The sequence below is a fragment of the Chryseobacterium cheonjiense genome (assembly GCF_012927265.1).
GTDB lineage: Bacteria > Bacteroidota > Bacteroidia > Flavobacteriales > Weeksellaceae > Chryseobacterium > Chryseobacterium cheonjiense.
Window position 1 is genome coordinate 1,550,113 of the sequence record NZ_JABBGF010000001.1, and the last position, 24,833, is coordinate 1,574,945.

Consider the following 24,833-nt stretch of genomic DNA (forward strand, 5'->3'; position numbering starts at 1 on the left):
CAAAATATGATAACTAAATATATCAATAAAAGCCTTTTACTGGCTTCTTCAGTTTTGTTCTTAACAAGCTGTATCCCGGATGCAGTTGATAGTGATGGAAATGGTATTACTCAAGGAGCTCTAGACGCTTCCTTTAAAGTATCCAAAACCTCAGAAAATCATTATTCATTAAAAAGAAATTACAACAATTATATAAATTCCAGATGGAATATAGATGATGATGGTTATAATAACGGAAAAAGTGAAGAAAATATTTTCCTTCCTGATGCCGGAACGTATATTATTCAACATCAGGCTGTAGGAATAGGCGGAGTAGTTGGAGGAACTGCCAGTGAAACGGTTGTGGTACCAACATCAGATCCCATTTCAGGAAATATGATTCAGGGAGGAAGGTTTGATACTCCGGAGGAAATTGCAAAATGGAATATCCATAAAATCAGTGCATCTGGAGCTCAATGGGTTTTTGCAAACGGTAAAGCTACTATTGTTGCATCCGGAGGAAGTCAACAAGCAATTTATCAGGCAGTAAATGTTGTTGCGGGACAAAAATATTCCATTGATATGGTAGCTTCATCAGACACGGCATTGGTCGATACTTGGTTTGAAGTATATGTTTTAAATAGCATTCCGGCAACTGGGCAGGATGTCGGAGGAACTGTATACAGGAACATTAATACTTGGGATGGCTGTGGGACAGGTCAGTTCAAAGGAAAAGTTTCATCAGTAGGTTGCAACAATTCTAAAAATGGAGGTATCTATACTGCTACCACAACGGGAACTGTGTATCTTGTGATTAAATGCGGAGGTGCAACTGTTAATAGTTTAAGCGTTGACAAAGTAGAATTCAGGAGAACACAATAAACTTACTAAAATTTGATATGAACTCACAATATTCATATAGTTTCTTTAGAAGTGCTGCACTTAGCGGTGTAGCGCTTCTTTCTTTTTTTAACTGCAGCAGTACCTCGTCTGATCTGGCAAACAACAATGACAATTCCGGAAACAATGGAGGCGGAACCTCGGGTGACCCTGTACAGGTTTGGCTTACAAAAGGAGACCAGTCAGTAAAATTACAACAGCAGAGTACCACCTACTTTTCAGGAAATCAAAACTCGGGAACTACCATAGCAGTTGATGCTTCACAGGTATTTCAGGCGGTTGACGGTTTTGGGTATACTTTAACAGGGGGAAGCGTGCAGGTGATCAATCAGTTGAATGCTGCTAAAAAGCAGGAGCTTCTAAACGATTTATTCAGCAGTTCCGGGATCGGGGTAAGCTATTTAAGAATCAGCATCGGAGCTTCCGACCTTAACAGTGAAGTTTTCTCCTACGATGATATGCCTGCAGGACAGACAGATCCTACATTGGCACAATTTAGCCTTACTAAAGATCAGGCATTAATTCAAATGTTAAAAGATATTCTGATAATTAATCCGAATATTAAAATATTGGCTACCCCGTGGTCGCCGCCGGTTTGGATGAAAGACAACGGAAGCAGCATAGGAGGAAGCCTAAAACCTGAATTTTACGGCGTTTATGCACAATATTTCGTAAAATACATTCAGGCAATGCAGGCTCAGGGAATCAGGATTGATGCTATAACTCCTCAGAACGAACCGTTGCATCCCGGGAATAACCCGAGCATGTATATGACAGCCGGAAATCAGGCAACATTCATTAAAAATAATTTGGGACCGGCTTTTCAGGCGGCAAATATTACAACAAAGATCATCGCGTACGATCACAACTGTGATAATCCGGCGTATCCTTTGGCAATATTGAATGATACTGCCGCAAATCCTTATGTTGACGGATCCGCATTCCACCTCTATGCAGGAGATATTTCTGCTCTTGGGACCGTTCATAATTTATTCCCTAATAAAAATGTTTATTTTACCGAGCAGTGGACAAGTTCTACAGGGAATTTTGGCGGAGATCTGGATTGGCACACGAAAAATATTATTATCGGTTCTATGAGAAACTGGAGTAAAACAGCCTTAGAATGGAATGTAGCCAATGATGCGTCATTTGGTCCTCATACACCGGGTGGTTGTACCCAATGTAAAGGTGCGGTTACGATTACCGGATCTGCAGCGTATGATAAAAATGTTGCGTATTATATTATTGCGCATGCCTCAAAATTCGTTCCGGTAAACTCTCAGAGAATTGAATCAACACAAGCGGATAACCTTTCAACAGTAGCTTTCAAAACTCCGGCAGGAAAAACTGTTCTCATCGTTCAGAATGGCAATTCAACGGACAAGGCATTTAATATTAAATATAATCAGAAAACGGCTCCCGTTACCATTTCGGGAGGCTCAACGGCAACGTATATTTTTTAAGTTTAATATGATTATCTGAAATTGGTGAAGGATAAAAAAACGTATTCTTTGTTAAGTTGAATGCTTTTACGAACTTTAAAAAATTAATTAAAAAAATTCTTAGTTTAAACAAGAAGAGCAACAATAGATAATCAAAAATAAATTATTAATGAAAAGAGTTTATTTCTTATTGGCAATTACAGCATTTGGAATGAATGCATTCGGACAAAAGACCATTGATCAGAAAGTTTCTGAACTGTTGTCAAAAATGACGCTGGAAGAAAAAGTAGGACAGTTGGTTCAATACAGTGGTTTTGAATACGCAACAGGTCCTCAGAATTCCAATTCTGCAAATGTTTTAAACGAAATAAAACAAGGGAAAGTAGGTTCCATGCTTAATGTGGCGGGAGCCGGAGAAACCAGGAAATTTCAGGAATTGGCTTTACAGTCAAGATTAAGAATTCCTTTATTATTCGGACAGGATGTGATCCACGGATATAGAACAACGTTTCCGGTAAATCTTGGTCAGGCAGCAAGCTGGGATTTGGGATTAATTGAAAAATCGGAAAGAATTGCAGCTACAGAAGCTTCCGCTTACGGAATCCACTGGACGTTCGCACCGATGGTAGACGTTGCCAGAGATCCCAGATGGGGAAGGGTAATGGAAGGCTCCGGTGAAGATACTTACCTGGGAACACAGATCGGACTTGCAAGAATCCGTGGTTTTCAGGGAAAAGGACTTGGAAATCTGGATGCGATCATGGCCTGTGCAAAACATTTTGCGGCGTACGGAGCGGCAGTGGGCGGAAGAGATTACAATTCGGTAGATATGAGTTTAAGACAGCTCAATGAAACGTATTTACCACCTTTCAAGGCTGCAGCAGAAGCCGGCGTTGCAACATTTATGAACTCTTTTAATGATATTAACGGAATTCCGGCTACGGCTAACAAATATATTCTGAGAGATTTGCTGAAAGGAAAATGGAACTTCAAAGGCTTTGTCGTTTCAGATTGGGGAAGCATCGGCGAGATGGTTCCTCATGGTTATGCCAAAGACAATAAAGAAGCTGCGGAAAAAGCCATTCTTGCAGGAAGCGATATGGATATGGAAAGCCGTGCTTACATGGCGGAACTTCCAAAATTAGTTCAGGAAGGTAAGGTAGATCCGAAGTTTATTGATGATGCTGCGAGAAGGATTTTGGTTAAAAAATTCGAGATGGGATTATTTGATGATCCTTATCGTTTCAGCAACGAAAAAAGACAAAAGGAGCAGACGAATAATCAGGAAAACAGAAAATTCGGAAGAGAATTTGGTTCGAAAAGTATTGTTTTACTGAAGAATGAGAAAAATATTCTTCCATTGTCAAGATCAACAAAAACCATAGCGTTAATCGGGCCTTTCGGAAAAGAAACTTCCGCCAATCACGGATTCTGGTCGGTTGCGTTTAAGGACGACAGCCAAAGAATTGTAACACAGTTTGATGGGATTAAAAATCAGCTGGATAAAAATTCAACCTTATTATATGCAAAAGGAGCCAATGTAGATGATCAGGACGGATCGATGTTTGCAGAAGCAGTGGAAACGGCAAAGAAAGCAGATGTTGTGATTATGACATTAGGTGAAGGCCATGCGATGAGTGGTGAAGCAAAAAGCCGAAGCAATATTCATTTTTCAGGCGTGCAGGAGGAACTTTTAAAAGAAGTTGCAAAAACGGGAAAACCGATTGTTTTGATGATCAATGCAGGAAGACCTTTGGTATTCGACTGGGCAGCAGACAATATTCCGGCAATCATGTACACCTGGTGGCTGGGAACGGAAGCGGGCAATTCTATTGCAGACGTGCTTTTCGGAACGGTAAATCCCGGAGGAAAACTTCCGATGACTTTCCCAAGAACAGAAGGACAGATTCCTGTCTATTATAATCATTACAATACCGGAAGGCCGGCCAAGAACAATACCGACAGAAATTATGTTTCGGCATACATTGATCTGGATAATGATCCGAAATTTCCATTTGGTTATGGTTTGAGTTATACTCAGTTTAAATATGCTGATATGAATCTGAGTTCTTTAAACCTTAAAGGAAATCAGACTTTAAAAATTGGTATCAACATTACCAACAGCGGAAATTATGATGGGGAAGAGGTTGTACAGCTTTACATCAGAGATTTATTTGGAAAAGTGGTACGGCCGGTGAAAGAACTGAAAGGGTTCCAGAAAGTTTTTATTAAAAAAGGAGAGACCAAAACCGTCAGTTTTACTTTGACTCCGGAAGATCTTAAATTCTATGATGATGAATTAAATTTTGACTGGGAAGGCGGCGAATTTGACATCATGGTAGGAACAAATTCACAGGATGTTCAGACGAAAAGAATTAATTGGTTAAAATAATACTATAGTTTACTTACTAAGAGCGGGATAAAACCCGCTTTTGGCGGTATAAAACTGAATGTTTTAACAAAATCATACTATGAAAATTACGTTTCAATATATATTTAATTTCATTATCGGGGGAACGCTCGCTTTTACTATGGTAAATTGCACGGCTAACAAATATCCCGGTAAAAAGCTGGTCTGGTCGGATGAGTTTAATTATAAAGGTCTGCCGGATTCCACCAAGTGGAATTATGATGTTGGCGGACATGGTTTCGGAAACGAGGAATCTCAGTTTTATACCAAAAACCGACTGGAAAATGCAAGGGTAGAAAAAGGAAATCTCATCATTGAAGCTAAAAAAGAAAATTGGGAAGAAAGCAAATATACTTCTGCAAGACTTCTTACAAAAGGAAAGTTCTCATTTGAATACGGAACCGTTGAAGTAAGAGCCAAACTTCCGAAAGGCCGCGGCACATGGCCAGCGATCTGGATGATGAGCGAAAAAATGAAAACCTGGCCGGACGACGGTGAGCTGGATATTATGGAGCATGTAGGCTATAATCAGGGATTTATCCATGCATCGGCACACACCAAAAATTACAATCATAAGATCAATACTCAGAAAACCGATACGATCTTTGTAAAAGATGTCAGCGAAAAATTTCATGTCTATAAAGCAAACTGGACTCCGGAAAAAATTGAAGTGTACGTAGATGATAAAAAGTTTTTCACCTACGAAAACAAAGAAAAAACCTACGGCGCATGGCCTTTTGACCAGCCTTACTTCCTGATTCTGAATGTTGCGGTAGGAGGATTTTGGGGTGGATTAAAAGGTATTGACGATACCGTTTTCCCTCAAAAATTTGAAATCGATTACGTAAGGGTATATCAGGATAAATAAATTTTTCAGTGAAAAGGATTTTTCAGAACTGTAAAGTTTAAAAATAGAAAAAAGAAGAAGAAATAAATGAAAAAGCTAATTGTAAGTTGTTTTGTGATAGGAGTTGCTTTTAATGCAAAAGCACAAAATTACTGGAAAAAGAATGCGGGGAAATCAGCAAAAGTTGTTTTTACCAACTCTAAAACCAATGAAAAAATGGTGGATAAGGGAACCGTAAAGTTTGAAAAAATGCCTCAGCCTAAAGAAACAGATGCATGTATTTTCGTGGATCCGGATTTCAGATATCAGAAGCTAATAGGAATCGGAGGAGCCATTACGGATGCTTCTGCCGAAACACTCTACAAACTTCCAAAGAACAAACAGAAAGAAATTCTGGAAGCATATTATGGGAAGAACGGACTGGGTTACACCGTTGTCCGCACCAATATGAATTCATGTGATTTTTCAAGCGATTCTTACACGTATGTGCAGGATAACGACAATACGTTGAAAACGTTTACCGTGGCACATGATGAGAAATTTAAAATTCCGATGATTAAGGAAGCTCAGAAAATGATCGGTAAGGATTTTACTTTTTACTTTTCACCATGGAGTCCGCCGGCATGGATGAAATCCAACAAGAGCATGCTGAAAGGAGGAAGGCTGGAAAATGCTTTTTACCAGACTTGGGCAGATTATTATATCAGATTTATTAAAGAATACGAAAAGAGAGGAATTAATGTGTGGGGTTTAACGGTTCAAAATGAGCCGATGGCTACACAGACCTGGGAATCCTGCATTTATACTGCTGAAGAAGAAGGCGAATTCCTTAAAAATAATCTGGGACCGACACTCTGGAAAAACGGCTATAAAGATAAAAAAGTAATGATCTGGGATCATAACCGTGACCTGATCTACCAAAGAGCAACTACAACCCTAAGCGATCCCGAAACTTCAAAATACGCTTCAGGAATCGGATACCACTGGTATGAAACCTGGAACAACAAAACGCAGCTTTTTGATAATCTTACAGAAACACAAAGGGCCTTCCCGGATAAGTTTCTTGCCTTTACGGAAGGCTGTAAGGAACAGTTTGACATGTCTAAAATCAATGATGTAAAGCTGGGTGAACTCTATGGAAGAAATATGCTGAACGACTTCAACAAAGGAACCGCTTTATGGACAGACTGGAATGTTCTTTTGGATGAAACAGGTGGGCCGAACCATGTCGGTAATTTTTGTTTTGCACCCATCATTGCCGATACCAAAACCGGTGAAGTTCATTATACCTACGAATATTATTATATCGGTCATGTTTCAAAGTTTATAAAACCAAATGCGCAGCGAATAGGTACCTCATCAAACAGGGTAGCCCTTACTTCCACAACATTTATGAATGAAAACGGACAGTTGGTAACGGTAATCATGAACGACTCCGATACGGATATTGATACCAATCTCTGGATCGAAGGAATGGCCGCAAAACTATCTGCTCCGGCACATTCTATACAAACCGTAATTTTGTAAAACTCTTCATATTAACATTATTTTTAAAGTTTCGGCGGCACCTTTGGTGCCGCCGAAACTGTTTTTCAGAATAAAATATTAGTCTTTATTTAATTCCAGCCATTCCTGTACAGTGGCTTCGCTTCCAATTCCTTTTATGAAATATTTATCGCCTTCTTTTTTGATAAAAAATACTCCCGAATCAGACTTACAGCTGTTTTCTGTATCGTTGTAATATAATTCAAATATATTGTCGTTTTCTCTTACAAGATATTTTCCGTTACATCTTACAGGCTCATGATAGGTATTTGTTTCCAATATTGCCTCATTTCCCTTAATTTTAAATGAATAACTGATGGAAGCCATTCCTGTAGAGGTAGCTTCTGTTTCAACATGGATACTATAATTACCATCAATACCTGAAAGGTTGGAACTCTTATTAGTGTTACTCAATAACAGATTTGCTTTATAATATTTGAACGTTTTTGAATCATCATCGGTAACTTTTATTCCGATATAATCATCACCGAACCAGACTACCTCTTTAATATTAAAATTATCGGAAGAAAAGCTCCGATATTCTGTGAATGTTTGATTATTATTGATTTTTAGAATACCTAAAAAACTTTTATTTTTATCATACATATAATTATATGCGTATGCTAAATATTTTGTATCAGGAGAAATAACGGGATTTTCTACTTTATCATCGCCTGGAGACACAATGCTGTAAACAGAAGAATTCGTTGCATTAATCAAATTAAATTCACTAAAACCTAAATTATCGCCTATACTGTTTGCAGAAAATGCGTACATGTCTAAAGACGGATAAAATCCTAAATAATCATACTGGGTTTCTCCTTCTTTTATTGTACTGGTTAATTTTTTTAGTTGAAGAATTTTGTCGTTTAATTCTACTATATAGTTACCGTTTTTGGATTGTAATGGTGAATTGGTAATGGGATGTGCAGTACTTCTCAGATTTTCATATTCATTTTTGGCGATTTCTGTAAAATCCAGTAAAGGCAGCGCTTCAAACTTTTCTTCAAGCCCTACCTGAAAATGTTTTAAAGCTTTAACATCAACAATTTTTTTTTGAATGACAGGTTCTGACATTACCTTCTGCTCTTTGGTACAGCATACGAAAAGTATTGATCCTATAAGAATCTGTGCTATATTTTTCATTTTAATTGGCAATAAAAAAAACCAAAGCAATTACACTTTGGTCGATATATTTAAAATAATTTTATTATTATTCAGTATCATATTTATTGATAACTTTCTGGGTTACTCCCGAACTGCTGAATCCACCGTCATGGAAAAGATTCTGCATGGTTACCTTTTTCGTAAGATCAGAGAATAGCGTAACACAATAGTTCGCACAGTCAAGAGCCGTAGCATTACCCAGCGGAGACATATCTTCAGCATATCCCAGGAACCCTCCGAAGCCTTTCACACCGCTTCCTGCCGTAGTTGGAGTAGGTGACTGAGAAACGGTGTTTACACGCACTTTTCTTTCACCCCAATAGTTTCCGAATGTTCTGGCGATACTTTCCAGATATGCTTTATTGTCGGACATATCGTTATAATCCGGGAAGGTACGCTGAGCCGCAATATAAGAAAGCGCAAGAATGCTTCCCCATTCGTTCATACAGTCTTTTTCCCATGCTACACGCATCACTTTATGGAAGGAAACTGCGGATACATCCCAGCCTTTTTCCAACCAGTCATAATTCATTTCCGTATAATGTTTTCCTTTTCTCACATTTACGGACATGCCGATGGAGTGAAGGATAAAATCAATTTTACCAAATTTTGCAACAGCGGCATCAAAAAGTTTCTCCAAATCTTCAATGGAAGTCGCATCTGCACCTATTACCTCAGATCCTGTTTTTTCAGCCAGAGCATTAAGTTCTCCCATTCTCATGGCGATAGGAGCATTAGACAGGATAAATTCAGCACCTTCTTCATGACACCTTTCTGCAACTTTCCAAGCGATCGATTGTTCATTAAGGGCTCCGAAAATAATCCCCTTTTTGCCTTTAAGTAAACCGTATGACATATTTTTAATGTTTATTAGTTTACAAATGTAGCAATATTTGTGTTTATTACATAATAAAAAACGGAGCCTCCTGTAAAAAGACTCCGTTTTTCTTGAAAATATTTATATGACTGAAATTAATTTGTTTTTTTGTTCCATTCTGCTTTCACATCTTCTGCAGCATCTTTGGTTTTCTCCCAGGCTTCATTGGCCTTATCCTTTACATTATCCCAGGTATCGGAAACACTGTTTTTTGCTCTGTCCAGCCAGTCTTCGTGTCTTGCCTCCTCATCATTTGCTCTTTTTTCGTTGATATAATCTTTTGCTCTGTCTGCCAGTTCCTCTACTTTCCATTTTGTATTGTCGGCTGCATTTTTTAAAGAATTTTCAGTATTGTCTACTGCGTTTTCGGCTTTGTTGTATTCTGAATTGTTCATAATAAAAATATTTTAGTGATGCTAAAGAATAAACAATAACTATTCCTAAAATCGTGGTACACTGTTAAAATTTTCATAATTATATCACATCATTAAATGCCTGAACTCCTTTACGTATAACTCAGATAAATTCCATCTTAATTAAAGTAGGCTTATAAATAGTAGACTGTCGTTGTCTCATTTACTGCCGAAAGAAAATTTATTTAAATCATTTGATATTATTGTTTATTTTATTGAACTTAATATTAAATATTATCAATTTGATAAATTTTGTTTATGTTTGTTGCTTAAACTAATTATTGAAACTTGATAACTCATTATATTTATGAAATCTAAATTTCTCCTTATTTTATTTTGCATGACCTGTGTAAAATTATTTTCTCAATCCTATTATGGAAAACACAATGTTAAAGATTTACCGAAAGCTGAATTCCTGTTGGCAGATGGCTCTAAAGTAAGTGGCTTTTTTGTCGGATTTACTTATCCTAACGGAACCTACCCTGACTTCTTCAATAAAAATGATATTTATAATTTTATTTATAAAAAAGCGAAGACTTCCGAAGATGAAAAGCTGGGTGCAAATGATGTAAAATCGGTAAAAATATACGATGAACATGATGATGTTATAAATGCAATAGAAAGACTCGACATGAAATATGTTGACAAAGACGGTCATGTAAGTGACAAGAAAAAGAGATCCTTTCAGCCGTTATTGTACGATGGAAAAATACAGATATACGGTTCAAATCTAAAAATGTGCAGTACTGCGATTTGTAATTATGCCTATTCTCAGCTGTATATCAGAAATGCAAAAGACGACTTCGCGGTTATGCCGGTGGATTATGATAAACTCGGGCTTTTTGCCGGTTCGTTATATGAAAAGATGGTAGAAGCCTTTAGATATGCAGGAAGAGACTGTCCGGAATTTCAAAAATATATGGATACATTTGAAGCCAAACTCGAAGATAAAGATTTCAAAAAAACAATTAACACAAAATTTAAGGACATCAGGAAAAAAGCTTTTGATGAAGGTAAAAAAAATAAGCTTGACCACAATGCTACTCAGGATTTACTGGGAGATTATATGCTTGAAGCTTACCTGGAATTCTATGGCGGTATTATAAGAGAATACGAAAAAAACTGTCCGTATTAAAAAGCTAAAGGATTGCATTTGCAATCCTTTTTATTTATTTGATAATTCTTTCCAAAACCCATTCAATAAGGTTTTTTTCAGAAGCATGATGATCCGCTGAAAACTCACCACGTCTCCTGTTGGCAATAACATTATTTACGGTAATGGCTTTATGGCCCAATAATTTTGAGAACGCGTAGATGGCAGAAGTTTCCATTTCAAAATTGGTGATGCCCAGATCATTCAAAGTTTCCAGGAATTGATCATCCAGAGCCTTTAAACGAAGCTGTCTTCCCTGTGGTGCATAAAAGCCGGGAAAAGTAGCCGTATTTCCGTGATACTTGGCATCTTTATACAATTCGCCCAGTTCTTCCGACCATTCGGAAAAGTAAAGCATTGGCTTTATCTTCTCGTAAGGGAATTTTTCATAAAAACTTTTCGAAAATTCATTTTCAAAATGGTAATCCTGGTAGAAATGCATTAATCCGTCCAGTCCGACTACATTTTGGGTCACCAGCATATTATCCACCTGAACATCGGGATTTACACTTCCGCAGGTTCCCATTCTGAAAAGCTTCAGAGAAGTATGTTCGGTTTTGAATTCCTTCTGTTTAAGATCAATATTAACCAAAGCATCAAGTTCGTTCATCACGATATCAATGTTCTCCGTTCCGATACCTGTAGATAGTACCGTTATTCTTTCACCGCGCAGCGTTCCGGTATGGGTATAAAATTCTCTTTTATTTTTACGGATTTCAACCGTATCAAAATATTTTGAAACCTTTGCAACGCGGTCGGGATCACCCACGAGAATAATTTTTTCAGCAATATCTTCCGGTAAAAGATTAAGGTGGTAAACGCTTCCGTCTTCGTTCAGGACAAGTTCTGAAGCAGCAAGTTTATTGAGCATACTATGTTTTTTATTTGAATTAAAAGTTATGTGTCAATCTTCCCAAATATCCTCTTCATCGTTAAATATCAGTATAGAAACCGACTGTTTTAGTTCTGAATGTGATTTCGGGGTTTAAAATTAATAAAAATTCCATTATATATCATGTAAACATTATTTAATTCAAATTTAAAGTTGCGGTAACCTGCAAAGCTTTACCTATCGGTAGTTTTGCGGAAAAAAGAATTAATGAAGTTTTATCCTTTGGCTGTTATTTTTGTGTTCTTAGGCTTTGCTGTAATGTCCTTCAATCCTTCCCATAAAGGTTTTAAAAATGAAAATTCTGCAGTTTTTGAAGGACTAACGGATTTTAAAACCAGACTCAGCCAATTGAAATCAGATGCGTATCATTATTCTGAAAATAAAATATCACTGGAAGATCTTCAGAAAACACTTAGGGAGACAAGAAATTCTTTTAAAGAGATAGAATTTTACGTAGCGTATCATTATCCGGAATTTACCAAAACCCATCTTAATGCCGCTCCGTTATTTCATATTGAAGCGGCAGGTACAACTTCGTACACACTTCCTCCCGAAGGGCTCCAGGTTCTGGATGAGATGGTATTTTCTGATGAAGCCGAAGAAAAAAAAGAAGAAATAAAAACAATCACCGATTTTCTTTTTAACAGTTATGCAAGTTTCTATTTAAGTTCTGTAAAAAACGGCTTAAGCACAGGAAACAATAAAACATTGCCTTTAAGAATTGAACTGATCAGAATATACAGTCTGGGCGTGACCGGTTTTGACACACCAGGCTCTTTAAATATTTCCGAAGAAACCCTGCATGCTTTTTCAGGAATGAAGAAATACATTCAGGACGATCCTTATTTTGAAAATTACAATACGGAAAAAGCCGACTGGCTATTTTCTGCCGGCATTTCTTACCTTTCAGAAAATAAAGACTTTGAAACGTTTGACAGGATTGAATTTTATAAAAAGTATATTCAACCTTTATACGAAGAATTGGGAAGCTGGGACGGAACAACAGATGACCTGAAAGAGTTCTCAAGCTGGAACCCGGCAAGCAGGAATTTTTTCAGCAGCGATTTTCTTGATCCGTATTTCTATACTTTATTAAAAAAAGAGGAAGATAACGAAGCACTAAGAAAGTTGGGGAAACAGATTTTTTATGATCAGAAGGTAAGCGGTAACGGAAAAATGAGCTGCGCTACATGCCATCTTCCCGAAAATGCATTTACGGATCTGAAAGCAAAATCGCAAAGCAACGTTGACGGGAAAACAGTGTTGAGAAATTCTCCAACGCTTTATAATTCTGTTTTTGCTAAAAGATTTTTCTATGATCTAAGGGCTTTCTATCTTGAACAACAGGCAGAGCACGTGATTTACAACAAAGATGAATTCAATACGAGCTATGACAATATCATCAAAAAATTAAATGCAAATCCGGAATACAGAAAAGCCTTTAAAACAGCTTTCAAAAAAGGTAATATCAACCGTGAAAATTTTTCCAAGGCATTGAGTTCTTATGTTGCTTCCCTGTATTCTTACGAAAGTGATTTCGATAAATTCATGAGAAATGAAAAGGAAATTTCTTCCGATGCAAAGAAAGGATTCAACCTGTTTATGGGAAAAGCCAACTGCGCCACCTGTCATTTCGCCCCGAACTTTTCAGGGCTGGTTCCGCCGTTTTTTAATGAAAATGAATCGGAAGTATTGGGTATAACAGCAAAGCCTGTGAGCTATAAACCTTTGGAACTTGATGCTGATAGGGGAAGGATCAACAGTCCGGTGAAAAAGGAAAATTCATGGATTTACGAAAATTCTTTCAAAACTGTAACCGTAAGAAATATTGCCCTAACCAAACCCTACTTTCACAACGGCGCTTTCAACACCCTAGAAGAAGTCCTGGAATTCTATAATCAAGGCGGCGGCGAAGGATTGGGTTTAAAAATGAGAAACCAGACGCTCGATCCGGATAAATTAAATCTCACGCAAACCGAAATCAAACAGATTATTGCATTTCTTAATTCTTTAACGGACATCAGCAAGATTAAGACTAAATAAAATACACTTGTTTAAACAGTAACATCTTTCCGACTATTTTAACAGCAAGTTTGTCATTCTGTAAGAATCTCTACATAATTTATTCAAATAAAATCTATTATTAACTTTTGCCAACTTTTGTCTCTACATTTAGCTTTAAAATAATTCTTTTGCTTCTTTTGCGGTTAAAATAATTCTCCCGCAGATTTCACGGATTTCGCAGATATTTATTTGGAATATTAAAATTCTTCTGATTATTTCAAAACCTCTAAATCTATTATTAGAAACTTTTGTCAGCTTTTGCCTTCAACGTTTAGCTTTAAAATAAATCCTTTGTTTCTTTTGCGGTTAAAATAATTCTCCCGCAGATTTCACGGATTTCGCAGATATTTATTTGGAATATTATAATTCTTCCGATTATTTCAAAGCATCTAAAATCTATTATTAGAAATTTTTGCCAGCTTTTGCCTTCAAATCCTTTGTTTCTTTTACGGTTAAAACATGATAATAATATGATTAATGTAACATATTCTTAATCTCATTAACATTAAATTTTCCATAACTTAATATTGATAAAGAATTATTTAAACTCCTATTAATAGGCCCTTCATCGCAATAAAATAGATTTGCATTGTCAATAAATCGAAATTTAAAATGAAAAGAAAACTACTGACAGTTGCAGCTCTTGCAATGGTCTCGGGTAATTTGTTGAATGCCCAGACTTTTATCTTCAACAAAAATTCTTCATGGAAGTATAATGACACCAATACAGCGTTGGCAGACCAGTGGAAAAGTGCAAACTATGATGTTACGGCATGGCCGCAGGGGAACGGACCATTAGGATACGGAGATCCTGTAACAACAACTACTGCAAACAATCTTATAACCGCTTATTTCACTAAAGATTTCACGGTTAATTTAAATGACCTTTCCACGACGATGGAGCTGGGCGTCATGAGAGACGACGGAATTGTAGTATATCTTAACGGAGAAGAAGTGGTAAGAGACAATATGCCTTCCGGAACAATCGATTTCACTACTTTGTCCTCAACAACAATAGATGGAGCTGCAGAAAGCGTATATAATGTATTTTCTATTCCGAAAGCTAAATTTGTAAACGGAAGCAACAGAATTTCCATCGAATTGCATAACAGGGGAGCTTCAAGTTCAGATTTAAGAATTGATGCTTACCTGAAAACAACAACGACAGTAACTCCTGTTCCTTGCAACGCCAACCATATCAGCTGCTTTACATCAATCATTCCCACAGCTCAGACTAATAAATTAATCATCCCTGCTGAACACAAATATCAACTGATCCTAAAAGAAGGAGACAGCTATACAGAAGGAGGTGGATTAGTAGGAGGCCAAAATGACTTCACTGGTTATGTGGCTAAAAACTCAAGCAGCACGAATGGTTATCTTTCCGTAAACCACGAAACCAATCCTGGAGGTGTTACGATGGCTGAAATCAACTATAACCCGACAACCAAGCTGTGGCAGCTTACAAGATCCAGAGCCGTAAGTTTCTCGGCGCCAAGCCTTGTTCAGACGATCAGAAACTGTTCAGGAGGAGTAACGCCTTGGGGTACCATCGTTACAGCGGAAGAACAGACGACTTCCAATGACGTTAATGCAGACGGAATGAAAGATTACGGATGGCTGGTAGAAATTGATCCGGTAACCGCTCAGGTAATTTCCCAAAATGCAGACGGTTCCAAAGGAAAGCTTTGGCAGATGGGAATTATGAATCACGAAAACGTAGTGATCAACAATGCGGGAACTATTGCTTATTATGGTGAAGATGGCGGAACGCATATGGTATACAAATATGTAATGGATACTCCGAATAACCTCTCTTCAGGAAATCTTTACGTATTAAAATTAGACCAGGGATTGAACGGCGGAGATCCTGTAGCAACAACAGCAACTTGGGTTCAGGTGCCTAACAAGACAAAAGCAGATCAGAATAACACGGCTTCTTTGGCTCAGTCTTTGGGAGGAACTTCTTTCAACGGAATTGAAGATGTGGATATCAGTCCGGTGGATGGTAAAATTTATTTTACAGCAAAAGGATTGAACAAAGTTTACCGATTAAAAGATGACGGAACAACGGCTTCCCAGGTAGAAACTTTTGTAGGAGGTCTTACAACCAATTATTCTTTCGACACGGCACAGGGAACAAAAACTGAAGCCTGGGGAGACGGAAACGACAACCTTACTTTCGATGAGCTTGGAAACCTTTGGGTGCTGCAGGATGGCGGTAAAAATTACATCTGGGTAGTAGCTCCGGACCACACACAGGCAAATCCTAAAGTGAAATTGTTTGCTTCTATGCCTGCTGGTTCAGAACCTACGGGACTTACCTTTACACCGGATCATAAATTCGGATTCTTCTCTGTCCAGCATCCGGATTCTACGATTTCTACCGATATTGATGCTACTGGAAACACCATCGATTACAGAGGAAAATCGGCAACAGTAGTGGTTGCTCTTAAAAACAACCTGGGAACAGCAGGTTCTTTAGGAACTATAGAAACGCAGCCGGAAAATACAGTAACTGTCGCTCCGAATCCTACGTCAGGAATCGTAAAAATCAATTCTGCAAAAGGATTGAAGAATATCGCAGTAACCGCTTACAGTATTGATGGTAAAATTGTTTTCACCCAGAAATATTCCGGATTGAATAAGGTTTTAGATTTGGACTTCACCAACCAGCTTAATGTTTCAAGAGTTTTAATTCTGAACATCGAAGCAGAAGGAGGATTCCAGCAGACCGTAAAATTGCTGAAAAAATAAATTATTAATATTTTACACAACTGCCGGTAATCCATGGGTTGCCGGTAGTTTTTTTAGTTTATGAAAAAGGTATTTTTTTCTGTTTCTTTATTTATTTTTTTACAGGCACAAGCACAGATCGACCCTGTAAAATATCCTACTTATACCAATGTCGATGATGCATTGAATAGTGGAAAAACAGTTTACAGCATGAGTTTCCGTGGAAAAACAATGTTTAATCTTCCGGCTGAAATTCAAAAGCTGAATTCCATATTCTTTCTGAATCTGATGGAAAATAAGTTTGAGAAAATGGATGAATCTATTTTTAAGCTGAAGGAACTTACGATTTTAAATCTGAATGAAAACAGCATCAAATATATTCCCGATGAAATTGCAGAGCTTCAGAAACTGGAAAGTTTTTCGATCAATTTAAATAATCTGACCAATATTAATCCAAATTTAGGAAAGCTTAAAAAATTAAAAAGTATTCATCTTGATGCCAATAATCTGAACATTTTTCCGGAAGCATTACTGGAAATTCCAGGTCTTGAAGAAATTAACCTGCAGGGAAACCAAATCAGCTTTATTGCAAAAGATTTAGATAAAATTAAAAATTTAAGATCGTTGAATCTTTCCTCTAATCAGATTAATGATTTAGGGAAACTGGAACTTCCGAAAGCATTAAAATATCTGGAATTACAGCAGAATTCTATTGCTCAGCTGCCCGAGGGTCTATTTAAATTAAAGCAACTGGAATTTTTAAACCTAAGCCAGAACAACATCAAAGAAATTTCGCCTAAGGTAAAAGGCTTAAACAATGTAGTTAGCATGAATTTGGCCAATAACCAGCTTACTGATCTGCCTGTAGAATTTTCTCAACTAAAAAATCTTAAAACCTTAATATTAACAGGGAACCCGATAGAAAAATCGACCCTCGAAAAACTAAAAGCAATTATGCCGCAAACGCAGATTTACTTTTAAAAAAAATTTAAAATACATTTGCGATATTCACAGAGCTCTTCGCTGAGTGAAACGCCATTGCGAACAAAAATGTTTTCAATTTTAATAAAAAACTTTTGCGGCCATAGCGTTAAAGAATCTAAAAATTATATAAACTATCCGCCGACCCTTTTGGTCTTATATCCCATTTCTTTAAGTATATTCATTATTTTGTCACGGTTATCCCCCTGTATAATGATCGTGCCGTCCTTTTCAGAACCACCGATTCCTAAGGTGGTTTTTATCTTTTTTGATATTTTTTTCAGTTCCTCTTCCGTGCCTTCCCAGCCTTCAACGATCGTTACAGGTTTACCATTTCTTCCTTTCTTTTCGAATTTGCAAATCAAAGGCTCTTTCTGTCTGAATTGTTCTTCAGGCATCTCAAACTCCTGCTCTTCATGCTCAGGAAAGAGGTTTTTCAGTTGGTCTCTTAAATCCATACTGCAAAATTAATAAAATATTTAAGTCAAAAAAATAGACAACATGTCCAAGCCTTCAAGGTTTTGAAAACCCTGAAGTTTTAAATTTAAATAAATTTTAAGTACACCGATTCTTTCATTCATTTCAAAATAAATAAATTTGTAATACAAAAGTTTATACAAAATGTCAAAAAAAGCAATATTAGCAATCCTTGACGGATGGGGATTGGGGATGAATCCTGACGTTTCAGCAATTGATAAAGCCAACACACCATTTATAGATAACTGCCTTAAAAACTTTCCGCATACGACCCTTGAAGCAAGCGGTCTGGCGGTAGGATTACCTGCAGGACAAATGGGAAATTCCGAAGTGGGACACATGAATCTCGGAGCCGGAAGAGTAGTGTATCAGAATCTGGTGAAGCTGAACATGGCGGTAGAAAACGGCTCTTTGGGTCAGCAGAAAGTCATTCAGGATGCATTTGAATATGCTAAAAGAGAAAATAAAAAAGTACACTTTATCGGTTTAGTTTCCGATGGAGGTGTGCATTCCCATATCAACCACCTTAAAGGTCTTCTTACAGCAGCACACGAATTCGGATTGCGTGAAAATGTATTTGTTCATGCTTTTACAGACGGCCGAGACTGCGATCCGCATTCCGGAAAAGGTTTTATTGAAGATCTTCAGAACCATATGATAAAAACTGTAGGTAAGCTTGCTTCTGTTGTAGGAAGATATTACGCGATGGACAGAGATAAACGATGGGAGCGTGTGAAAATCGCTTATGATGCCATGGTGGAAGGTGTTGGAGCACAGACAACCAATGCATTGCTGGAAATTCAGAAGTCGTATGACGAAAACATTACCGACGAATTCATGAAGCCGATTATCATGATTGATTCTACGGCCATCGGAAATGTGGTTCCTATCGCTAAGATTACAGATCATGACGTTGTTATCTGTTTTAATTTCCGTACCGACAGAGGGCGTGAAATTACGGAAGTGCTTACCCAGCATGATAATCCTGAATATTTCATGAGAAAATTGCCGTTATATTATGTGACGCTGACGAATTATGACAAGACTTTCCAGAATGTTCATGTTGTTTTTGATGAAGAAGTCCTTCACGAAACCATGGGTGAAATTCTTGAAAGAAATCACAAAAAACAGATCAGAATAGCAGAAACTGAAAAATATCCTCACGTAACGTTTTTCTTTTCAGGAGGAAGAGAAGAACCTTTCGACGGAGAAAAAAGATTGCTTTGTCCGAGTCCGAAAGATGTTCCTACCTACGATCTTAAACCTGAAATGTCCGCTCATGATATTACCAATGCCATTCTTCCCGAACTGGAAAATGAAACTGCGGATTTTATATGCTTAAATTTCGCCAATACCGACATGGTAGGTCATACCGGTGTATTTTCAGCGGCTGTAAAAGCAGCAGAAACCGTGGATCAGTGTATTGAAAAAGTAGCAACAACAGCTTATGAACACGGTTATGCAGTTTTCATTCTGGCTGATCACGGGAATTCCGATGTAATGATCAATCCCGACGGGTCACCGAATACACAGCATTCAACCAACCTTGTTCCTTTCATCGTGATGGATAAAGATCATACCTGGAACCTTAAACAAGGTAAACTGGGAGATGTTGCACCAACCATTCTGAAAGTAATGGGTGTTGAGATACCGGAGATCATGACTGGAGATATTTTAGTGAGTTAAAATAATACTATTAGATAAAAAATGCCGTTATAAGTGATATAGCGGCATTTTTTATGATTAATGTCAGAAGATTTAACAGTTTATTATGTTCTAAATAATAAATAAAAACTTAAATTTGCAAATTAAACCTAAATTTATAAAATGTATCAAAAGCTTGTTAGGAAAGAAGTAATGGGAATTTTGGAAAAGGAAGTGGGCTCTTTTCTGGATAAATTTTTAACGCCAATCGAAAAAATATGGCAGCCTTCTGATTATCTTCCGGATCCTTCAAGCGCAGACTTTAAATACGATCTCGAAGAAATTCAGACCTTTGCCCGGGAAATGCCCTACGATCTTTTTGTAACACTGATCGGTGACTGTATCACAGAGGAAGCTTTGCCTTCCTACGAATCCTGGTTAATGGGTGTAGACGGTGTAGATCAGGAACAGAGAGAAGTTGGCTGGGCACACTGGGTAAGAGCCTGGACTGCCGAAGAAAACAGACACGGGGACCTTTTGAGCAAATATCTTTATTTGTGCGGAAGAGTAAACATGAGAGAAGTTGAAGTAACTACACAATACCTTATTAATGACGGTTTCGATTTGGGGACAAGTATGGATCCGTACAGAAACTTCATCTACACAAGTTTTCAGGAAACAGCTACCAATATTTCCCACAGAAGAGTAGGGACGCTGGCAAAACAGTCCGGAAACGGAAAGCTCGCTAAAATGTGCGGGGTTATTGCAGCCGATGAAGCAAGACACGCTAAAGCATACAAGCATTTTGTGGCAAAGATCCTGGAAATCGATCCTTCGGAAATGATCATTGCCTTTGAAGATATGATGCGCAAGAAAATCGTAATGCCAGCTCATATGATGAGACAATCCGGACAGAAAGCCGGTGAGCTTTGGGGGCATTTTTCAGATGCAGCACAAAGATGTATGGTGTACACAGGTCAGGATTACATCAACATTATGAAAGAACTTCTTGACGAATGGAAAATAGAACACGTTAAAGGTCTTAATGAAAAAGCCGAAAAAGCTCAGGAATACCTGATGAAACTTCCGGCGAGACTTCAGAAAATCACAGACCGAATCTCGACTCCCGATCTGCAGTTCCAGTTCAGCTGGGTTAAAAGCTAGTCTATATCTTTAAATTATAAAAGTAAGAGTGCCGGATTATATTTGGCACTTTTTATTTGTATCTTTGCATTTTTAAAAATAAATTCACAGAATGAATAATAAAAAAATTGCTGTTGATTTCGACGGAACCATTGTTGACGATGCATATCCGGCGATTGGCAAGCCGAAAATTTTCGCTTTTGAAACATTAAAAAAACTTCAGTCAGAAGGATACAGACTTATATTGTGGACCTATCGCCACGGAAGAGCATTAGATGAAGCCGTAGAATTCTGTATGAAAAACGGTGTTGAATTTTATGCGGTAAATTCCAGCTTTGAGGGAGAAGTTTTTGATTCTGAAAATCAATCGAGAAAAATAGATGCAGACTGGTTTATCGACGACAGGAACTTAGGCGGTTTTCCGGGATGGGGCGAAATCTATAATATTATTCAGGAAAGAATAGAGTTCCGCGTAGAAGGAAAAGAAGTTTTGGCTTATTCAAAACTTAAAAAAGAAAAAAAGAAAGGATTATTCTGGTAAAGAATAAATCTAACAATATAACAATGTAAGAGTTTACCATTTTGATTGTTACATTGTTAAATTTTTAAATTGTTACATTAGTTACATGATTCAGTTAAAAACAATAGACGAGCTTCGTCTTATGAAAGAAAGTGCCCGTTTGGTTTCCAGAACACTTGGGATGCTGGCAAAAGAAATTAAACCCGGAATTACCACTTTATATTTAGATAAACTGGCGCATGATTTTATCAAAGATCATGGTGCAGAGCCTGCATTTTTAGGATATGGAGGATTTCCCTATTCACTTTGCATTTCACCAAATGAGCAGGTTGTTCACGGCTTTCCAAGCAAAGAAGAAATAAAAGAAGGTGATGTGCTTTCCGTAGACTGTGGTGCTGTTTTGAATGGTTTTGTGGGCGATCATGCCTACACTTTTGAAATCGGTGAAGTGAAGCCGGAAACCAAAAAGCTTCTGAAAGTTGCCAAAGAATCTCTTTACAAAGGAATCGAGCAGTGTATCAGAGGAAAAAGAATAGGGGATATTTCTCATGCAATCCAGGCTCATTGTGAAAAAGAAGGCTACGGCGTGGTAAGAGAGCTTGTAGGTCATGGTGTGGGAAGACAGATGCATGAAGACCCTCAGGTTCCCAATTATGGAAGACAGGGTAGCGGAAAGGTTATTAAAGACGGTCTTACGATTGCGATCGAACCGATGATCAATCTGGGTACTGAAAAAGTAAAATTCCATAATGACGGCTGGACGGTAACCACGCTCGACAATCAGCCATCTGCACATTTCGAACATGATGTGGCGGTAATCAACGGAAAACCGGTATTGCTTTCCACTTTTCAGTATATTTACGATGCCCTGGGTATCGAAAGCGATGAAGAAAAAGCTTTCCAACTGGATTTTTAAATGAAAAAGGTCGCCAAACTTTTATTAAATAAAATTCCCCGTCCTATGCTGATTAACCTAAGCATCTGGGCGAGGCCGCTCATTTACCGGCTTTTCAAAGGAGACCGCTTTGTAGATCCTATCGACGGACGGTCGTACAGGAAATTTCTTCCCTACGGATACGGTAAGCAGCGGGAAAATGCTTTGTCACCGGGAACCTTAAGCCTGGAGAGACACCGCCAGATGTGGCTGTATCTTCAGAATGAAACGGATTTTTTTATTAAAAATCATAAAGTTTTGCATATTGCCCCCGAACAGGAATTCCTCAGAAAGTTTAAACGGATGAGGAACCTGGATTATATTTCGGCAGATCTCTTTTCGCCCATTGTAGATGTAAAGGCAGATATTCTCGATCTTCCTTTTGCAGATGAAAGCTTTGATATCATTTTCTGTAATCATGTTTTGGAACATATTGTGGATGATTCCAGAGCGATGAGCGAATTGTACAGGGTGCTGAAACCGGGAGGTTGGGGTATTTTACAGGTTCCTATGAAGAATGCTCTTGAAAAAACCTATGAAGATTTCACGATCACAGATCCAAAGGAACGGCAAAAGCATTTCGGGCAATACGACCATGTTCGCTGGTACGGAATGGATTACTTCGAAAGACTTCAGAAAGCAGGTTTTGAAACGGAAGCTAATTTCTATTCTCAGCAGTTTTCAGATGAAGAAATTGAACGATACGGTCTCAGGAAAAATGAAATTCTTCCTATCGTGTATAAAAGATAAAAAAACGTCTCCAAACCGGAGACGTTTTTTTATTATAACTATTTATTCTTTAATAAATTTCAGCGGTTTTGATCCTTTTATGATTAAAATATACTGTCCTTTAGCAAAATGCTGAGTATCAATTTTGAACTTTTCGCCGGATGTTTCTCCTGTGGAAATAAGTTTTCCTGTTACATCAAAAATTTGAAAAGGCATTCCTTTTTCCACATGTTCAATCATCAGGTTTTCCTTTACAGGATTTTGTGCGATCAGAAATGCTTCTTTCAGGAGATTTTCTTTTGTTGCCAGAAATGAATTGGTATTGTTGTAATAGATTTTGTCGCCGTTTGAATTTTTCGTTATGATCAGCATTTTATCGGAACCGTTATTTACAATTTCATAGGTAAACGTTTCTGTCACCGGAATAATGTAGAAATTCTGATGTTTCTGGTCATAGTTATTCACAGCGGTCTGATTATTTCCTCCGTACATGGAAAGGGTACAGGCTGCATTAGTTTTAGCAAAACTGTTCGTTCCGGAAGCAAATGATATTTCCAGCTGGCAACTATTAAAATGTTTTGAGTTAAAAGCATAGCCGCTGCCCATACTTCCCGAAACCGCTATAAAATCTGATTTCGACAAAGGTATATCCATTGCGGGAGTTGTAGTAGTCTGTCCGTTATCAATTATTTTGGAAATATACCAGTTATTATTAAATAATTCCGCATTTTGGGCAGAAAGCACATTGCCGACAAGCAATAAAAGTAAGATTTTTTTCATGGTTAATAATTTATTCCCAAATTTAGGAATAAAAAGAATAAAATTAATGAGAAGAAACCGCTTTCAGGCCGACAACAGAACCAATCAGGGTTACAATAAAGAATATTCTCCAGAAACTTACCGGATCTTTAAAAAAGAAAATTCCCATTAATACGGTTCCTACCGCACCAATTCCGGTCCATACCGCATAGGCTGTTCCGATAGGAAGAGTTTGGGTAGCTTTGATGAGCAAAAGCATGCTTATCGTAAGAGAGATCAGGAAACCTCCGAACCAAAGGTACATGGTTGTCCCATTTGTTTCTTTTACTTTTCCCAGGCATGATGCAAAGGCAACTTCAAATAATCCTGCAATAATTAAGATAATCCAATTCATTTTTTAAGTTTCTTCCGGCAAAGTTCAGCATTTAAAAGCAATTTTACCTTTTAAATGAATATTTTCCTGTTAATGATTTTCAGAAACCCTTCCTTTTCAAGCTTTTTAATAGTCCGGATTACAGTTTCCACCCTCAACGCAGTTATGGAAGCTATATCCTTCCGTGTGAGCGGAACTTCAAATGAAAACTGCTCCTGGTTGGCGCTAAAACTTTTCTGATAGTTCAGCGCTCCTTTTATACGGACATCAGGTCTCAGGGAAGTGTTATTTTCCAGCATGATGTACTTGAAATAGAGACGTTCGGATAGAAATTTATTGATGTCTCTCGAAATTTGGGTATTTTCATCCAGCAGCCGGATAAAATCACTTTTCGGAAGTTTCAGAACAGTGGTTTCTTCAAACGTAATAGCATTTACCGGGTATTTTTCGTCGATAAATAATAAAAGTTCACATACACTCAATCCTTTATTCAAAATCGCAAGAATAAGTTCTTTTCCGTCTTCATCGTAATGATTGAGTTTTATTCTGCCTTTTACGATTTGGTAATAATATTTCGGCGTGCTGCCCTCCTCGAAAATTACATATGAAGGATTCAGGTCTTCCACCTCCGCGCCGTAAGACATTAAGAGTTGTTCTTCAATTAACATAGAATATAAGGTTTTAATTGAACCGGGATATACCACAGTTTTACTTGTATGAAAATGAGATAGTCTTTATTATGATTAAAAACATAAATATACATCTATATTTTTTAAAAAACTGTAGTTAATTATACATCATCTCAATGTGACTAACATCATAAAATGATTACTTATTATTTGATAAGT

Annotated in this window: 22 protein-coding genes; 14 read left to right on the plus strand and 8 right to left on the minus strand. The window is 37.5% G+C overall.

The features are described 5' to 3' along the window. Positions 1 to 6: 6 nt before the first annotated feature. From HHL20_RS06935 to HHL20_RS06955, 5 genes are all read left to right on the plus strand, one after another. Positions 7 to 861: a hypothetical protein gene (locus tag HHL20_RS06935; RefSeq protein WP_169230430.1), complete on the plus strand. Its 855-nt coding sequence runs from the start codon at positions 7 to 9 to the stop codon at positions 859 to 861. Positions 862 to 878: 17 nt separating this feature from the next. Then, the gene (locus tag HHL20_RS06940) at positions 879 to 2,342 is read left to right on the plus strand and encodes a glycoside hydrolase family 30 protein (RefSeq protein WP_169230431.1); all 1,464 of its coding nucleotides are present in this window, start codon (positions 879 to 881) and stop codon (positions 2,340 to 2,342) included. A gap of 148 nt (positions 2,343 to 2,490) precedes the next feature. Then, entirely contained in the window at positions 2,491 to 4,713 is a 2,223-nt protein-coding gene (bglX, locus tag HHL20_RS06945) for a beta-glucosidase BglX (RefSeq protein WP_169230432.1), read from the plus strand. 79 nt (positions 4,714 to 4,792) lie between these two features. Beyond that, positions 4,793 to 5,599, plus strand: a complete 807-nt coding sequence (locus tag HHL20_RS06950; RefSeq protein WP_169230433.1) for a glycoside hydrolase family 16 protein — start codon at positions 4,793 to 4,795, stop codon at positions 5,597 to 5,599. A gap of 66 nt (positions 5,600 to 5,665) precedes the next feature. Further along, entirely contained in the window at positions 5,666 to 7,105 is a 1,440-nt protein-coding gene (locus tag HHL20_RS06955) for a glycoside hydrolase family 30 protein (RefSeq protein WP_169230434.1), read from the plus strand. Between the two features lie 78 nt (positions 7,106 to 7,183). Here the strand turns inward: HHL20_RS06955 and HHL20_RS06960 are convergent, their stop codons facing one another. The 3 genes from HHL20_RS06960 to HHL20_RS06970 all read right to left on the minus strand — a co-directional run bounded on the left by HHL20_RS06960 (position 7,184) and on the right by HHL20_RS06970 (position 9,562). Then, positions 7,184 to 8,269: a hypothetical protein gene (locus HHL20_RS06960; protein ID WP_169230435.1), complete on the minus strand. Its 1,086-nt coding sequence runs from the start codon at positions 8,267 to 8,269 to the stop codon at positions 7,184 to 7,186. Between the two features lie 67 nt (positions 8,270 to 8,336). Beyond that, a complete protein-coding gene (locus tag HHL20_RS06965) occupies positions 8,337 to 9,146 on the minus strand; it encodes an enoyl-ACP reductase FabI (RefSeq protein WP_169230436.1) in 810 nt (269 codons plus the stop codon). A 116-nt stretch (positions 9,147 to 9,262) separates the two neighbouring features. After that, the gene (locus tag HHL20_RS06970) at positions 9,263 to 9,562 is read right to left on the minus strand and encodes a hypothetical protein (protein WP_169230437.1); all 300 of its coding nucleotides are present in this window, start codon (positions 9,560 to 9,562) and stop codon (positions 9,263 to 9,265) included. Positions 9,563 to 9,887: 325 nt separating this feature from the next. Between HHL20_RS06970 and HHL20_RS06975 the strand changes: the two genes are divergently transcribed. Continuing rightward, positions 9,888 to 10,715 carry a hypothetical protein gene (locus HHL20_RS06975; protein ID WP_169230438.1) on the plus strand — a complete coding sequence of 276 codons (828 nt, stop codon included), beginning with the start codon at positions 9,888 to 9,890 and terminating at the stop codon, positions 10,713 to 10,715. 34 nt (positions 10,716 to 10,749) lie between these two features. Here the strand turns inward: HHL20_RS06975 and HHL20_RS06980 are convergent, their stop codons facing one another. Then, entirely contained in the window at positions 10,750 to 11,604 is an 855-nt protein-coding gene (locus HHL20_RS06980) for a nucleoside phosphorylase (protein WP_169230439.1), read from the minus strand. 228 nt (positions 11,605 to 11,832) lie between these two features. Here HHL20_RS06980 and HHL20_RS06985 point away from each other — a divergent pair, with 228 nt between their 5' ends. The 3 genes from HHL20_RS06985 to HHL20_RS06995 all read left to right on the plus strand — a co-directional run bounded on the left by HHL20_RS06985 (position 11,833) and on the right by HHL20_RS06995 (position 17,406). Next, the gene (locus HHL20_RS06985; RefSeq protein WP_169230440.1) at positions 11,833 to 13,668 is read left to right on the plus strand and encodes a cytochrome-c peroxidase; all 1,836 of its coding nucleotides are present in this window, start codon (positions 11,833 to 11,835) and stop codon (positions 13,666 to 13,668) included. Positions 13,669 to 14,301: 633 nt separating this feature from the next. Further along, positions 14,302 to 16,446 (plus strand): alkaline phosphatase PhoX, encoded by a 2,145-nt coding sequence (locus tag HHL20_RS06990; RefSeq protein ID WP_169230441.1) that lies wholly within the window; start codon positions 14,302 to 14,304, stop codon positions 16,444 to 16,446. A 60-nt stretch (positions 16,447 to 16,506) separates the two neighbouring features. Then, a complete protein-coding gene (locus tag HHL20_RS06995) occupies positions 16,507 to 17,406 on the plus strand; it encodes a leucine-rich repeat domain-containing protein (RefSeq protein WP_169230442.1) in 900 nt (299 codons plus the stop codon). Between the two features lie 134 nt (positions 17,407 to 17,540). Here the strand turns inward: HHL20_RS06995 and HHL20_RS07000 are convergent, their stop codons facing one another. Next, positions 17,541 to 17,864, minus strand: coding sequence for a translation initiation factor (locus HHL20_RS07000; RefSeq protein WP_169230443.1), 324 nt, complete (start codon positions 17,862 to 17,864; stop codon positions 17,541 to 17,543). Between the two features lie 163 nt (positions 17,865 to 18,027). On the opposite strand from HHL20_RS07000, the gene gpmI reads away from it, so the two are divergent. The 5 genes from gpmI to HHL20_RS07025 all read left to right on the plus strand — a co-directional run bounded on the left by gpmI (position 18,028) and on the right by HHL20_RS07025 (position 22,874). Then, a complete protein-coding gene (gpmI, locus tag HHL20_RS07005; RefSeq protein ID WP_169230444.1) occupies positions 18,028 to 19,569 on the plus strand; it encodes a 2,3-bisphosphoglycerate-independent phosphoglycerate mutase in 1,542 nt (513 codons plus the stop codon). A gap of 141 nt (positions 19,570 to 19,710) precedes the next feature. Further along, positions 19,711 to 20,691 (plus strand): acyl-ACP desaturase, encoded by a 981-nt coding sequence (locus tag HHL20_RS07010; protein WP_169230445.1) that lies wholly within the window; start codon positions 19,711 to 19,713, stop codon positions 20,689 to 20,691. Between the two features lie 91 nt (positions 20,692 to 20,782). After that, a complete protein-coding gene (locus tag HHL20_RS07015) occupies positions 20,783 to 21,211 on the plus strand; it encodes a BT0820 family HAD-type phosphatase (RefSeq protein ID WP_072882997.1) in 429 nt (142 codons plus the stop codon). 85 nt (positions 21,212 to 21,296) lie between these two features. Next, on the plus strand, positions 21,297 to 22,106 hold the full coding sequence (gene map, locus HHL20_RS07020; protein WP_029293020.1) for a type I methionyl aminopeptidase: 810 nt from the start codon (positions 21,297 to 21,299) through the stop codon (positions 22,104 to 22,106). Continuing rightward, the gene (locus HHL20_RS07025) at positions 22,107 to 22,874 is read left to right on the plus strand and encodes a class I SAM-dependent methyltransferase (protein ID WP_169230446.1); all 768 of its coding nucleotides are present in this window, start codon (positions 22,107 to 22,109) and stop codon (positions 22,872 to 22,874) included. A gap of 42 nt (positions 22,875 to 22,916) precedes the next feature. Here the strand turns inward: HHL20_RS07025 and HHL20_RS07030 are convergent, their stop codons facing one another. From HHL20_RS07030 to HHL20_RS07040, 3 genes are read right to left on the minus strand one after another with little or no spacing between them, the layout of a single operon-like run. After that, positions 22,917 to 23,633 (minus strand): T9SS type A sorting domain-containing protein, encoded by a 717-nt coding sequence (locus HHL20_RS07030; protein WP_169230447.1) that lies wholly within the window; start codon positions 23,631 to 23,633, stop codon positions 22,917 to 22,919. A gap of 43 nt (positions 23,634 to 23,676) precedes the next feature. Then, positions 23,677 to 24,006: a DMT family transporter gene (locus HHL20_RS07035; RefSeq protein WP_169230448.1), complete on the minus strand. Its 330-nt coding sequence runs from the start codon at positions 24,004 to 24,006 to the stop codon at positions 23,677 to 23,679. A 50-nt stretch (positions 24,007 to 24,056) separates the two neighbouring features. Beyond that, a complete protein-coding gene (locus HHL20_RS07040) occupies positions 24,057 to 24,653 on the minus strand; it encodes a Crp/Fnr family transcriptional regulator (protein WP_169230449.1) in 597 nt (198 codons plus the stop codon). Between the last annotated feature and the right edge of the window lie 180 nt (positions 24,654 to 24,833).

Excerpts from the sequence above, each read along its gene's own strand:
- HHL20_RS06970 (WP_169230437.1), bottom strand. The coding sequence starts at position 9,562 with ATGAACAATTCAGAATACAACAAAGCCGAAAACGCAGTAGACAATACT.
- HHL20_RS06950 (WP_169230433.1), top strand. The coding sequence starts at position 4,793 with ATGAAAATTACGTTTCAATATATATTTAATTTCATTATCGGGGGAACG.
- HHL20_RS07025 (WP_169230446.1), top strand. The coding sequence starts at position 22,107 with ATGAAAAAGGTCGCCAAACTTTTATTAAATAAAATTCCCCGTCCTATG.
- HHL20_RS06995 (WP_169230442.1), top strand. The coding sequence starts at position 16,507 with ATGAAAAAGGTATTTTTTTCTGTTTCTTTATTTATTTTTTTACAGGCA.
- HHL20_RS06985 (WP_169230440.1), top strand. The coding sequence starts at position 11,833 with ATGAAGTTTTATCCTTTGGCTGTTATTTTTGTGTTCTTAGGCTTTGCT.
- HHL20_RS07030 (WP_169230447.1), bottom strand. The coding sequence starts at position 23,633 with ATGAAAAAAATCTTACTTTTATTGCTTGTCGGCAATGTGCTTTCTGCC.
- map (WP_029293020.1), top strand. The coding sequence starts at position 21,297 with ATGATTCAGTTAAAAACAATAGACGAGCTTCGTCTTATGAAAGAAAGT.
- HHL20_RS07000 (WP_169230443.1), bottom strand. The coding sequence starts at position 17,864 with ATGGATTTAAGAGACCAACTGAAAAACCTCTTTCCTGAGCATGAAGAG.
- HHL20_RS06980 (WP_169230439.1), bottom strand. The coding sequence starts at position 11,604 with ATGCTCAATAAACTTGCTGCTTCAGAACTTGTCCTGAACGAAGACGGA.
- HHL20_RS06965 (WP_169230436.1), bottom strand. The coding sequence starts at position 9,146 with ATGTCATACGGTTTACTTAAAGGCAAAAAGGGGATTATTTTCGGAGCC.
- HHL20_RS06975 (WP_169230438.1), top strand. The coding sequence starts at position 9,888 with ATGAAATCTAAATTTCTCCTTATTTTATTTTGCATGACCTGTGTAAAA.
- HHL20_RS06990 (WP_169230441.1), top strand. The coding sequence starts at position 14,302 with ATGAAAAGAAAACTACTGACAGTTGCAGCTCTTGCAATGGTCTCGGGT.
- HHL20_RS06955 (WP_169230434.1), top strand. The coding sequence starts at position 5,666 with ATGAAAAAGCTAATTGTAAGTTGTTTTGTGATAGGAGTTGCTTTTAAT.
- HHL20_RS07015 (WP_072882997.1), top strand. The coding sequence starts at position 20,783 with ATGAATAATAAAAAAATTGCTGTTGATTTCGACGGAACCATTGTTGAC.
- HHL20_RS06935 (WP_169230430.1), top strand. The coding sequence starts at position 7 with ATGATAACTAAATATATCAATAAAAGCCTTTTACTGGCTTCTTCAGTT.
- HHL20_RS06960 (WP_169230435.1), bottom strand. The coding sequence starts at position 8,269 with ATGAAAAATATAGCACAGATTCTTATAGGATCAATACTTTTCGTATGC.
- gpmI (WP_169230444.1), top strand. The coding sequence starts at position 18,028 with ATGTCAAAAAAAGCAATATTAGCAATCCTTGACGGATGGGGATTGGGG.
- HHL20_RS07040 (WP_169230449.1), bottom strand. The coding sequence starts at position 24,653 with ATGTTAATTGAAGAACAACTCTTAATGTCTTACGGCGCGGAGGTGGAA.
- HHL20_RS07010 (WP_169230445.1), top strand. The coding sequence starts at position 19,711 with ATGTATCAAAAGCTTGTTAGGAAAGAAGTAATGGGAATTTTGGAAAAG.
- HHL20_RS06940 (WP_169230431.1), top strand. The coding sequence starts at position 879 with ATGAACTCACAATATTCATATAGTTTCTTTAGAAGTGCTGCACTTAGC.
- bglX (WP_169230432.1), top strand. The coding sequence starts at position 2,491 with ATGAAAAGAGTTTATTTCTTATTGGCAATTACAGCATTTGGAATGAAT.
- HHL20_RS07035 (WP_169230448.1), bottom strand. The coding sequence starts at position 24,006 with ATGAATTGGATTATCTTAATTATTGCAGGATTATTTGAAGTTGCCTTT.